This is a genomic window from Azoarcus sp. KH32C, assembly GCF_000349945.1.
Classification (GTDB): Bacteria; Pseudomonadota; Gammaproteobacteria; order Burkholderiales; family Rhodocyclaceae; genus Aromatoleum.
This window is the reverse complement of the sequence record NC_020516.1, coordinates 2,788,077-2,800,089: the sequence shown is the minus strand read 5'-3', so window position 1 is coordinate 2,800,089 and position 12,013 is coordinate 2,788,077. Positions and strand designations below refer to the sequence as shown.

Here is a 12,013-nt window from a genome sequence, read left to right as displayed (position 1 = left end):
CGGCGCTCAGAGCGTCCAGGTGTGCACGACGAAGGCGTTCTCGCGCGCGTGCAGCAGCTGGATGTCCATCACGTCCAGCGGGCTGATCGGGCGGATGCCGGGGATCAGCGCCGGCTCGCCGTGGCCGTAGAGCGCCTGGAGCGCGAAGCGGCATGCATACACTTTGCCGCCTTCCTCGATGAACTTCGCGATCTGCTTGTTCATCGCCAGATGACCGGGGAAGGCTTCGTCGCCGATGCGCGGGAAGCCGCGCTGCACGCCCAGGGTCACGCCCGGGCCATAGAGCAGGACGGTGGTGTCGAATCCCTTGCGCAGCAGGCGCGTCGCCTGGAGCAGATTGACGAGACCGATGGAACCTTCGAAGGCGACGGTATGGAAGGTCACCAGCGCCTTCTGGCCGGGTTCGGCCTTGACGTCCTCGAACACCTTCTCTTCGTAATCGACGAAGAAGTCACCGGCGGCATTGGGGGGCAGGGTTACAGCGGGCATGTCGTTTCCTTTTCTCTGTTGGGGTTGGGGACGCCCCGCAGGCAAGGAATCGGCAAGACGGCCGGTGGATCCTGCATGCGGTGCGCAGGATCAGTTCAGCAATCAATGTGCCATCAATGATGCAATATTGTATGCATTCAATATTGCCAAGGAACGACGAGGCTTTGGGCCGTAGAAGACCGTTGGCAGGAACCGGAAAGGGGTCGAAGATTGGGGATAATCACGCACAAGGCTTGTGCGTCGACGCGGTGAAACTGCACGACAATTGTGCATCGATTGTATGCATACAATGTCGCGAAAGTAGGGTTGGGGTGGCGAAGCGCCGTCCGGCGACGCCCCTTCCCCCGATCAGACGATCGACGAGTAGATTGCCGGCGGGTGGGACAGCGCCGAGCCGACGAGCTCCATCGCGTGGCTGACTTCGGCGCGGGTCGCCGTGCCGCCGAGACAGATCCGCACCGCCTCGATCGCCGGGCCGCCGACCAGGAAAGCGTCGCTGGTGACGACGCCGATGCCGCTCGAACGCAGGTGCGTGGCGAAACTCACGCGGCTCCAGCCTTCCGGCAGCGGCAGCCACAGGTGGAAGCCGTCCGGCGAGGCGAGGTAGCTCACCGTGCCGAGCGCCTGCGCCGCCAATTGCTGGCGCGCGCGCGACTCCTCGCGGACGAAGCCGAGCAGCGCATCGGCGGTGCCGTCGAGGATCCATTCGCTCGCGATCGCGACCGAGATCGGCGGCGCCATCACCGACACCGCGCGCAGCATGGCGCCGATGCGTGGCGTCTGGCGCGGATCGGGAATCACCAGATAGGCGACGCGCAGGCCGGCCCCGACCGTCTTGGAAAGCCCGCAGATCTGGTAGGTGAGTTCCGGCAGCAGCGTAAAGAAGCTCGGCGGCGGGTTCTCCGGCAGCAGGCTGTAAGGGTCGTCCTCGATGATCGGCACGCGGTGGCGCGCGGCAATCTGCGCGAGCGCCTCGCGGCGTTCGAGCGGCATCGTCACGGTGTTCGGATTCTGCAGCGTCGGATTGCAGTACAGCGCGGCCGGTTTGCTGTCGCGGCAGGCCGCCTCGAAGGCGTCCGGCAGGACGCCGTCGCGGTCCGCGGCGAGCCCGATCAGGCTGATGCCGTGCAGCGCGGCGAGCGCCCGCACGCCCGGATACGTGATGTTGTCGCAGCAGATCCGTGCGCCATTGCCCGCGAGCAGGCTGAACAGCGTGTTGAGGACGCTGTGAGTTCCGGGGCACACCAGCACCCGCTCCGGCGTCGTCGTCACCCCGCGCCGTGCCAGCCATTGCACGCCGGCATCGCGGTCCTCGGGGCCGCCGCCGAACGGTTGGTAGCGCAGCAGTGCGCGGATGTCGCCGGCGAGCATCTTCACCCCGGACTCCATGCGCGCCAGCAGTTCGGGCCGGTCGGGCTCGGGCGGCAGATTCATCGACATGTCGATCAGCGTCGTGCGCGGCGCGGGCGTTCGTGCGCGCGGGCGGGCGTCCGCGCGCACGAAGGTCCCCTGGCCGACGCGGGCGTCGAGCAGGCCGCGGCGCTGCGCCTCCGCGTAGGCGCGGCTGATCGTCGTGAAGTTGTAGCCCAGCGCGTCGGCGAGCTGGCGCTGTGGCGGCAGCTGTGCGTTCGGCGCGAGCCGGCCCTGGCGCACGTCATCGGCGATGGCGTCGGCGATCGCCAGGTAGGCCGGCTTGTCCGTGGCTAGGTCCGTGGGAGTCCAGATCGATTTCGGAAGACGCATCGACGCATACAAATGAATGAATTGCTGAGATTGTATGCATCGTCCGCCGGGAAGTCATCGGCAAGTATCGGATCATGCCGACGCCAGGCCGACAAGCGCCATCAGTTGGCGGACCAGCCAGGCGACGACGCCGAGTGCGAAGACACTCGCGGCCCAGATCGCGATCAACCAACCCAGCCGGCCCAGGCGGGACGGCGGGGCGACCGTGCGCGGTGGCTCATGCGGCGCGCGCGCCATCAGTGGTACCCCTGTGTCGCGTCGACCTTGCCGCGGAAGACGTAATAGCTCCACGCGGTGTACATCAGGATCAGCGGGATGATCAGCAGGGCGCCGACGAGCGTGAAGCCCAGACTCTGCAGCGGCGCCGCCGCGTCCCTGATCGAGATGCCGGGCGGGATCACGTTGGGCCAGATGCTGATGCCGAGGCCGCTGTAGCCGAGGAAGACGAGGCACAAGGTGAGGATGAAGGGTCCGGCGTGCGGGGCTCCACCCAGTTGCTTCAACAGCTGCCGGACGGTCACGACGACCAGCGCCGGCACCGGCGCGAACCATGCGATGTTGGGCCACGAAAACCAGCGGGCGGCGATGGCCTCCTGGGCGAGCGGCGTCCACACGCTGACGACGCCGATGACGCCTGCCAGCGCCCAGACCAGCGGGCGCGCGAGGGCGACCATGCGTGCCTGCAGCGCCCCGTCGGTCTTCAGGATCAGCCAGGTGCAGCCGAGCAGGGCGTAGGTGGCCAGCAGCGCCAGCCCCGTGAACAGTGAAAACGGCGTCAGCCAGTCGAATGCACCGCCGGCATAGGCGCGGTCGACGACGCGGATGCCCTGGATGAACCCGCCCAGCGTGACGCCCTGACAGAAGGTCGCGACCAGCGAGCCGCCGATGAAGGCCTTGTCCCACCAGTGGCGGTGGGCGTCGTCGGCCTTGAATCGGAACTCGAAGGCCACGCCGCGGAAGATCAGGCCGAGCAGCATCAGCACCAGCGGCAGGTAGAAGGCCGTCAGCACGACCGAATAGGCCAGCGGGAAGGCCGCCAGCAGACCGGCGCCGCCCAGCACGAGCCAGGTCTCGTTGCCGTCCCACACCGGCGCGACGGTGTTCATCATCACGTCACGGTCGGATTTGCCCGGTACGAAGGGGTAGAGCAGGCCGATGCCGAGGTCGAAGCCATCCATGATGACGTACATCATGACCCCGAACAGGATGATCACGGCCCAGATCAGTGGAAGATCGATACCCATGGCGGTCAGCCTCATGCGGAAGCGGGTGTGGTGTCATCCGACGCGGCGGAAAGGGGGCGTGCCGGCGTGCGCAACTCGCCGGGGCCGCCCGGAAGCGGATGGTCGCCTTCGTGCGGAATCGGTCCGTGGGCGATGAGGCGCAGCAGGTAAGCGATGCCGGCACCGAACACGATGACATAGACGATCACGAACAGCGCCAGGCTCACGCCCAACTGGCCGGCACCGACCGGCGACACCGCATCGGCGGTGCGTTGCAGGCCATACACGACCCACGGCTGGCGCCCGATCTCGGTCGTGTACCAGCCGGCCAGCAGCGCGATCAGACCGCTCGGCCCCATCCCGAGCGCGAAGCGCAGCAGCGGCCGCGAACGATATAGCCGTTCGCCACGCCGCGCCCACAGCGCCCACACGGCTAGCCCGATCATTAGCATGCCGAGCCCGACCATGACGCGGAACGACCAGAACAGAATGGTGGCGTTGGGGCGGTCCTCGGGCGGGAACTCCTTGAGGCCGGGAAACTGACCATCCGTCGAATGCGTCAGGATCAGGCTCCCGAGACGCGGGATTTCGACCGCGAAGCGGTTTTCCTCGCGCTCCATGTCGGGCCAGCCGACCAGGATCAGCGGCACCCCGGCGCCGGGGTGGTTCTCCCAGTGGCCTTCCATTGCGGCGATCTTCGCAGGCTGGTGCTGCAGCGTATTGAGGCCGTGAAAGTCGCCGACCAGCGCCTGGATCGGGGTCGCCGCGAGCAGCATCCACATCGCCATCGACATCATCTTGCGGATCGCCGCGTTGTCGCGCCCGCGCAGCAGGTGCCAGGCGGCCGAGCCCGCGACCAGCAGCGCGGTCGAGATGAAGGCGGCCAGCCCCATGTGGACGAGGCGGTAGGGGAAGGACGGATTGAAGATCACCGCGAGCCAGTCGGTCGGCACCACGCGGTCGTCGATGATCTCGAACCCTGCCGGCGTCTGCAGCCAGCTGTTGGACGCGAGGATCCACGTCGCCGACACCAGCGTGCCGATCGCGACCATGACGGTTGAAAAGAAGTGCAGTCCCGGTCCGACCCTGGTCCAGCCGAACAGCATCACGCCGAGGAAACCCGCCTCCAGGAAAAACGCCGTCAGAACCTCGTAGGTCAACAGCGGGCCGGTGACGCTGCCGGCGAAATCCGAGAAGAAGCTCCAGTTGGTGCCGAACTGGTAGGCCATGACCAGCCCGGAGACCACGCCCATGCCGAAATTGACCGCGAAGATCTTCGACCAGAAGTGGTACAAGTCCCGAAATACCGGCTCGCCGCTGCGCAGCCAGCAGGCCTCCAGCACCGCGAGGTAGCTCGCCAGCCCGATCGTGATGGCCGGGAAGACGATGTGGAAGGAAATGGTGAACGCGAACTGGATCCGCGCCAGGAGCAGAGCATCGAGGTCCGACATGTCAGGTGTTTCCTTCCCGCAATCGATTGCGGCTTTGAACGGAAAGTGCGGCAAGCGTTCTGCGGCCGCCGCCGTCCCCGTCGCGAGCGTTACTGGTAGCTCACCGCATAATCGTCGAACGCCCGCAGCACGTCGCCGATCGCGCGCAGTTCGGCGCGATAGCCGCCCCGGTTCGCGCGGTTTGCGCGGTTTGCGGCATGGACCATCAGGAGCAAGTACACCACCGGATCGATGGGCATAACAGTTTCAGTCTTGTCAATTTATGAGCGGAACAGTTTCCCCGTAGAGGATATGAGGCCTTGCGTCGGAGGAGACGGGAAGCGTGCACCGCGGCAGCACGCAATTGAGGCGTCGTCACAGCCAGTAGCGCGGATAGCTGCGACGTTGGCGGGCATTGTTCACCAGCAGGGCTACCAGCACGATCGTTGTCGAGCCCGCGAGCACCGGCGTCAGGAGAAAATCGGCCGTGGCGCCGCTCGCCAGGACCACCAATGGGTCCGCGCCGGCCGGGGCATGAACCGTCCGAGTCAGTTGCATCAGCGCCAGCGCGAGGCCGACGGCCAGAGCGGCCGCTGCCCAGCCATTCCCTAACACATGCAGGACCAGCAGGCCAACCAGGGTGGCCACCAGATGGCCGCCGATGATGCTGCGCGGTTGTGCCAGCGGACTTTCCGGCAGGCCGAAAGCGAGCACGCAACTCGCACCGAACGGCGCCATCTGCAAGGGATAGCCGGAGACCTGGGTCAGCCAGCCGGTGAGGCCGATCGCAAGCGTGGCACCGAGCATCGAACTCAAGAGAAAAGCGGGGCTGGGAGCGGCGGGGGCGGCGGACGCGGCGAGGCGGGACTGTGGCTGCATGGTGATCTCCGGTGGTCGAGGTTAGGTTGGTGGAAGCGAAGTATACTGATCGGTATACTTAAGTCAACCGATCGGTGTACTTTTCGAGCGCGGAGTCGCATACTGGATGCAAGCCATCTCCGAGGCCGATTCCATGAAGAAGTACGACCAGCTCGTCGATAGCGCGATGCAGCTCTTTTACAAGCAGGGGTTTCACGCCACCGGTGTGGACCAGCTAAGCAAGCAGGGCGATGTCACCAAGAAGACCCTCTACCGCTATTTCCCGACCAAGGAGGCGCTGGTGCAGGCGGCGCTGCGTCGTCGCGACGAGGTTTTCATGGACCGCATGCGGGCCAAGCTAGAGGCACGCCCACTCTCCGAGCGACCCGCGGCCTACGTCGATTTCATCATCGGATGGACGCGCGAGCCGGATTTTCACGGCTGCGCCTTCATCAACGCCGCGGCGGAATATGGCGAGTCGAATGATGGGGCCCACGTCGTCGCCGCAGAACACAAGCGGACGATTCGCGAGTATCTCGAGCGCCTCTGCGTCGAGGCCGGAATGGCGGTTCCGCAGGCGGCGGCCGCACAATTGTTTCTGATCGGAGAGGGCCTGACGGTGGCGGCACAGGTTTGTGGCCTCGACGAAGCGCTGGAACAACAGGCGCGTGTCCTCGCCGGTGCGCTGACGGCGCGCCGATAGGGCGACCGGCGAATCCGGGTGACTACGCTTGCATGCGGTGGCCCTCAGTGCGCGCGTTGGGACCCGACGCCGGCGTCGTAGTGCGTCTGCCATTCCTTGAATTGACCTGCGGGCATCGGCCTCGCCATGTAATAGCCCTGGGCCGTGTCGCAGCCGAGGGCCACCAGTTGATTCCACGCCGATTCGGTTTCGACGCCTTCGGCGACGACTTCGAGGTCCAGCCGGTGGCCGAGGTCGATCGTCGATTCGACGATCGCGGCGGAAACGGCGTTGTCCGGGATCGACAGGACAAAGGACTGGTCGATCTTGATCGCGTCGACCGGCAGTTTGTGCAGATAGCTGAGGCTTGAATATCCGATGCCGAAGTCGTCGATGAAGAGCTCGACGCCTAGCGCCTTGATGCGCTGGATGGCATCGAGCGCGCCGACGGGATCTTCCATGAGTGCGCTTTCGGTGAGCTCGAACTGGATCCAGTCGGGCTGCGTGCCCCAGGTCGAGAAGAGGCTCTTGAGCTTGTCGATCAAGGCCGGGTCGCGCAGGTCGCGGGCCGAGAGGTTGACCGAGAGCGGCTGGTCGAGGCCGCTGTCATGCCAGGTGTAGATCTGCCGGAAGGCCGCCTCGAGGACATGGTAGGTCAACGGTGTGATCAGGCCCGAGGCCTCGGCGATTTTGACGAATTCCTGGGTCGGGATCATGCCGTGCGACGGGTGCTGCCAGCGGACGAGCCCTTCGGCGCCGCGAATGCGCCGGGTCGCGAGATCGATCTTGGGCTGACAGTAGAGCTGCAGCGCCTTTTGTTCGATCGCGCGGCGCAGATCGATCATCAAGGCGAGCCGGTTCGTGCGTTGCTGTTCGAGTTCGGGCGTGAAGACGGCGGAATCGCTGCCACGGCGCTTGGCTTCGAACATCGCCATCCGCGCGCGTCGGATCAGCGAATCCGGGTCGGTGCCGTGCCCGGGGAAGGCGGCGATGCCCGCGCACAGCCCGACGCTGATGCTCAAGCCGCCGACCTCGATCGGACTGCTGAACGCCCTGACAAGTTCGCGTGCTATGCGGACCGCCTGGGAGACGTCCATGTCGGGGTACAGCAACGCGAATTCGGCGTCGCCGACGCAGGCCACGAACTGGCCTTCGCGCGGGTGGTTTTCAAGTTGGCGAGCGAACGAGCAGGTCAGCAGGTCCGCCTGCTGGAAGCCGAGCGTGTCGCTGATCTCATGGAAATGCATTGCGCTCATGAGCATGACGGCCAGCGGGCGATGCTTCTGCCGGCCGTCTGCTAGTGCAGATTGAAGGCGCGTGCGGAACAGCGTCCGGTTCGGAAGTCCCGTAAGTGGATCGTAAAGGGCCATGCGCGCGATGCGCTCTTCGGCCTCATGACGTTTGATGCGGCTGCGCAGATTGTCGATGCCGTAGGCGAGGTCGTCGGCGAGCTCGCCTAGCAGCCTCACTTCGGCCTCGTTGAAGGCGTCGGGATCCGAATCAGCGATGAGCAGCGCGCCCACGACTTCGCCGTCGATGGGCAGCGGGAAGGCCGACACGGAGCTGTTGCCCAGGCGAATCGAGTCCTCGCGCCACGGGGCATGGCCGGGGTCGGTGAGGAGGCTGCGTCCAATGCATGGCTGGCCGCTGCGGATGGCGATTGCCGACGCGTGTTGCCCGAGCTCCGTATCGGCCCAGGTGATCTGGAGATGATCGAAGAGATCCCTTTCTTCGGGCATGTCCCGCTCGATGGCGTAGGCCATGATCTCCAGGGTTTGTTGTGCGTCGTGGCGGGCGTATGCGACCCATGCCAAGCGGTAACCGCCTTCATTCACGATCACGCGGCACATGCCGTGAAGGAGATCCAGCTCCTGCGCGGCACGCAGCAACGTGCGGTTCCCGGCGCTCAGGGTTCGGAGCGCCCGACTCACCCGCGACAATTCGTTCTCGGTGCCGCCGCTCGGATCCATGTCCTTCTACTCGTTGCTCGCCATGAATCAAGTATAGGCACAGCGGGGTTCAGCGGTTGGCTGGCGCCGGCGGTGGTTCAACCCGCACTTCTCCGCAGTGGTACGTCTGATGTTCAACAACACGTCAGTAGCAGCTGATCGCGAAGTTGCGGAAGGCCAATGCGTTGATGGGGGCACGTGTGGTCATGAGGCGAGGCTGTCTTTCCGGGAGGCCTGCGCCCGCTCGAAGACCAGGCAAGTGGTGCTTGCGTGGGCATAGAGCTTGCCGTCCGGTCCGAGGAGCCGGCCTTCCGCGGTCGCCACCTGGCGGCCGGCGTGAACGAGGCGGCCTTCCGCGCGGACCAGCGGCACCGCGTCGGTGAGTGCGCGGACGAGGTTGAGTTTCAGTTCCAGGGTTGTGTAGGCCCTGCCCGCGGGCAGTGTCGAGTGCACGGCGCATCCCATGGCGGAGTCGAGCAGGGTCGCGAACCAGCCGCCGTGCACCGTGCCCATCGGGTTGTAGTGGCTGAAGGCTGGCTGCCCCTGGAATATGGCGAATCCGGGCTCGATGCGAAGCAGGGTGAAGTCGAGCGTGACCGCCATCGGCGGAGGCGGGATCTCGCCGGCGAGGAGTGCCTGGAATATCTGCAATCCGCTGCGCCCGGCGACCTGGGTCGGTGATGCCATGCCGGGAGCCGTCTGAAGGCGAGCGCGCACGGCCGCTTCCTCGGCTTGCCAACGGGCAAGCGTGTCTTCGGGATTCATCGTCTCGGTTGGTGTTGTCATGAAATCGACTTCCTTGGGGTATTCGTTCTTCGGCGAGCGACGGTCGACGACTGCGGCACATCGCATCCTCTGCTTCGCTGTTTGCTGCAGGATGATGTGAAACTAGTCCCGCAACTCACCTGAGACTCCCAGAATCGAGCGGCGCGCGCGTTCCTGCGGGTCGGTCCCGGGCTGCGATTCCGTCGCTGGGGCGGACCGGAACGCGACGTCCGTCGAGGCCGACGCGACGATTCGCTGACGCGCGAGCTCGTGCGGATCCGTCGGCGCCAGCGCCACGGCTGCCATCGTGTTGCGGATGGCGACTGAATGCTGCGTCGCGCTTAGTATCAACTGCCGCGCCTGCTCGTGAGGGTCCAGCGGGCGACCGACATCGGCCAGCGCGGTGTGGGCGGAAAGGACGAGGGCGATGCCGGACAAGGCCAGAATCGATTTCATGATGAGTCTCCTGTTGAGGTGAAGCAGTCGGCGGGCAGCGCTGTTGGGCGTCGCTCCGCTCGGGCGGGAAAGGGATGTCAGCCGTTCATCGCGCGCGACAAGAACGGCTGGTGGAGCCAGCGTGGCGTCGCCCACGTGAGGATCACGAGGGCTTTGTTCGCCCAGCCCGGCACGACGCTGATGCGTCCGGCCTGCAAGGCGCGGATACCGGCGCGGACCACGGGGGCCGGCTGCATCATCAGGGGCTTCAACGCGGGCGTGATCTTCATCTGCGCCGCAGTGGCGAAGCCGGTGTCCGACACGCCCGGGCAAAGCACCGTCACCGTGACGCCGTCGCGCTTGAACTCGCGATGAAGCGCCTCGCCCAGACGCAACACGTAGGCCTTGGCGGCTGCATAGACGGCGAAGTTCTGCACGCCCTGATAGGCCAGCAGGCTCGCCACCAGCAGGATCTTCCCGCGTCCTCGCGCCCGCATGTCCTGCGCAAAGACATGGGTGACCGCGGTCAGGCTCGCCACATCCAATTGCACCATCGCCAGCGTCGCGTCCAGCTGGCTGTCCACGAACGGGCCCTGCAGTCCATGGCCGGCGTTGTTGATCAGGATGTCGATCGCAATGCCCCGCTCGTGGAGGCGCCGATGCAGCTGGGTGACCGCTGCAATGTCCGCGAGATCGACCTGCTCCGCCACGACCTCGATGCGGTACTGCCGGCGCAGGGCCTCGGCCAGTGCTTGCAGCCGGTCCAGCCGGCGCGCCACCAGGACCAGTGAGTGGCCCTGCTCGGCATATTGGCGGGCGAACTCCTCGCCGAAGCCGCTGGAGGCGCCCGTGATGAGCACCCATGAACGGTTTGTCTTGGTCATTTTGCTTACCTGCGGTCGTTGATGGAGAGATCGTTGGTGGAAAGGACGCTGTAGCGGCGGTCGCTGCCTGCATGCGGCGCATCCCATCCGCCCCCCAATGCCCGGAAGGAGGCAATGGCGGCGCGTGCAACCTCCGTTTGCGCCTGTGCCTTCGCGTCGCGCGCCTGCAGCAGGTTGCTGTCCGCATCGAGCACCTCGATCAGGCTGACGACGCCGCCCTGGTAGGCGGCAAGCGAGTTCTCGCGCGCACGGGCGAGCGACGACTCACCCCGCGTCAGGATGCCGACCTGCGCCTCGCGTTTGACGAGGGCGGAGAAGGCGTTCTCGACATCCTCGGTTGCCCGCAGCACGGCCAGCCGGTAGGCCGCCAGGGCTTCGGCCTCCTGGCCGCGCGCGGCGGCGATCTGCGCGTCGACGCGGCCGAAGTCGAACAGCCGCCAGCGCAGTCCGAGGACGCCCTGGGCCTGACTGGCGGCCCCGGTGAAGAGATTGCCGCTCGCGATCGCGGTGGCGCTGCCGACGAGGGCGGCGAGCGAGAACTTGGGGTAGTACTCGGAAACCGCCACGCCGATGCGGGCATTGGCCGCCGCCAGGCGCCGTTCGGCGACGATGAGATCGGGCCGGCGCCGAATCATCTCGGCCGGGGTGCCGGTCCCGGCCAGGCCCGGCGCGAGCGGGACCGGCGCCACTGCGGCCAGCTCCGTGCGCCAGGTGCCCGGCTGCACCCCGAGCAGCACGTCCAGCGCGTTCATCGCCGAATCGAGACCGGCTTCCAGCACGGGGATCTGCGCCTCGGCCTGGGTGAGCGACCCCTCGGCCTGGTTCATCTGGAGCTCGGCGGCGATCCCCTTCTCGTACTGGAGCCTGACCAGGGCGAGCAGCTGACGGCGGGTCTCCACCTGCTGTCTGGCGATCGCGATGCGCGCCTGCAAGCCCCGGATCGTGACGTACACGTCCGCCGTCTGCGCGGTCACGGCCAGCCGTGTCGCGACCGCGCCGGCTTCGGAGGCTTCGTACTCCGCGCGTGCGGCTTCCCGCCCCCGTCGCAGACCGCCGAACACGTCGATCTCCCAATTCGCACCGAGGTTGGCCTCGTAGGCGCTGCCGCTGCGGTCGAAGCCGGGCGCGGCGTCGAGCACCTGCCCCAGCGGGGTCTCGACCGACTGGTAGGCTCTCGCAGCGCTTGCACTCACGTTGGCCGCCGGAAGCAGCGCCGCATCGGCGTAGCGCAGTGACGCGCGCGACTGGGCGACACGTGCCGCCGCTTGCGCGAGGTCCAGGTTCTGTTCCAGGGCCAGGGAGACGAAACGCGTCAGCAGGGGATCATCGAAGGCGCCCCACCAGACCTGGAGGTCTGCCGTGTGCTGAACCTGCCGGTGATCGACACCTTCCTGTCCGAGGAAGGTGGAGGACAGCGCGATCTCGGGCGGCCGGTAGGCGGGGCCGACGGCGCAGCCCGTCAAGACGCCGACGCTCAGAACCAGGGCGAGAGAGCGGGGGTGGGCGAGCATGAGAGTCCTTCGTGAGTTGAACTGTGGTGACTAAAAGCCATAAT

The 12,013-nt window shown here is 66.4% G+C and carries 13 protein-coding genes; 1 reads left to right on the top strand and 12 read right to left on the bottom strand.

Features of this window, described 5'->3' with window-relative positions; translation table 11 throughout:
- Positions 1–6: 6 nt before the first annotated feature.
- From AZKH_RS12245 to AZKH_RS12225, 7 genes are all read right to left on the bottom strand, one after another.
- On the bottom strand, positions 7–489 hold the full coding sequence (locus AZKH_RS12245; protein WP_015436090.1) for an MSMEG_0572/Sll0783 family nitrogen starvation response protein: 483 nt from the start codon (positions 487–489) through the stop codon (positions 7–9).
- 348 nt (positions 490–837) lie between these two features.
- Entirely contained in the window at positions 838–2,232 is a 1,395-nt protein-coding gene (locus AZKH_RS12240; protein WP_015436089.1) for a PLP-dependent aminotransferase family protein, read from the bottom strand.
- Positions 2,233–2,304: 72 nt separating this feature from the next.
- Complete coding sequence (locus AZKH_RS26915) at positions 2,305–2,469, bottom strand: DUF2474 domain-containing protein (RefSeq protein ID WP_015436088.1); 165 nt, start codon at positions 2,467–2,469, stop codon at positions 2,305–2,307.
- On the bottom strand, positions 2,469–3,476 hold the full coding sequence (cydB, locus tag AZKH_RS12235; RefSeq protein WP_041656134.1) for a cytochrome d ubiquinol oxidase subunit II: 1,008 nt from the start codon (positions 3,474–3,476) through the stop codon (positions 2,469–2,471). The genes AZKH_RS26915 and cydB overlap by 1 nt, the downstream gene beginning before the upstream one ends.
- An 11-nt stretch (positions 3,477–3,487) precedes the next feature.
- Entirely contained in the window at positions 3,488–4,906 is a 1,419-nt protein-coding gene (locus AZKH_RS12230; protein ID WP_015436086.1) for a cytochrome ubiquinol oxidase subunit I, read from the bottom strand.
- Positions 4,907–4,995: 89 nt separating this feature from the next.
- The gene (locus AZKH_RS27295; RefSeq protein WP_015436085.1) at positions 4,996–5,145 is read right to left on the bottom strand and encodes a hypothetical protein; all 150 of its coding nucleotides are present in this window, start codon (positions 5,143–5,145) and stop codon (positions 4,996–4,998) included.
- A 115-nt stretch (positions 5,146–5,260) separates the two neighbouring features.
- On the bottom strand, positions 5,261–5,764 hold the full coding sequence (locus AZKH_RS12225; protein ID WP_015436084.1) for an HPP family protein: 504 nt from the start codon (positions 5,762–5,764) through the stop codon (positions 5,261–5,263).
- A 106-nt stretch (positions 5,765–5,870) separates the two neighbouring features.
- Between AZKH_RS12225 and AZKH_RS12220 the strand changes: the two genes are divergently transcribed.
- A complete protein-coding gene (locus AZKH_RS12220) occupies positions 5,871–6,446 on the top strand; it encodes a TetR/AcrR family transcriptional regulator (protein WP_015436083.1) in 576 nt (191 codons plus the stop codon).
- Positions 6,447–6,490: 44 nt separating this feature from the next.
- On the opposite strand, the gene AZKH_RS12215 is transcribed toward AZKH_RS12220, so the two are convergent.
- From AZKH_RS12215 to AZKH_RS12195, 5 genes are all read right to left on the bottom strand, one after another.
- A complete protein-coding gene (locus AZKH_RS12215) occupies positions 6,491–8,395 on the bottom strand; it encodes a bifunctional diguanylate cyclase/phosphodiesterase (RefSeq protein WP_015436082.1) in 1,905 nt (634 codons plus the stop codon).
- Positions 8,396–8,578: 183 nt separating this feature from the next.
- Positions 8,579–9,160: a PaaI family thioesterase gene (locus tag AZKH_RS12210; RefSeq protein ID WP_041657235.1), complete on the bottom strand. Its 582-nt coding sequence runs from the start codon at positions 9,158–9,160 to the stop codon at positions 8,579–8,581.
- Between the two features lie 102 nt (positions 9,161–9,262).
- Positions 9,263–9,595 carry a hypothetical protein gene (locus AZKH_RS12205; protein ID WP_015436080.1) on the bottom strand — a complete coding sequence of 111 codons (333 nt, stop codon included), beginning with the start codon at positions 9,593–9,595 and terminating at the stop codon, positions 9,263–9,265.
- A 77-nt stretch (positions 9,596–9,672) separates the two neighbouring features.
- Complete coding sequence (locus AZKH_RS12200; protein ID WP_015436079.1) at positions 9,673–10,458, bottom strand: SDR family oxidoreductase; 786 nt, start codon at positions 10,456–10,458, stop codon at positions 9,673–9,675.
- Positions 10,459–10,463: 5 nt separating this feature from the next.
- On the bottom strand, positions 10,464–11,969 hold the full coding sequence (locus AZKH_RS12195) for an efflux transporter outer membrane subunit (RefSeq protein ID WP_015436078.1): 1,506 nt from the start codon (positions 11,967–11,969) through the stop codon (positions 10,464–10,466).
- Between the last annotated feature and the right edge of the window lie 44 nt (positions 11,970–12,013).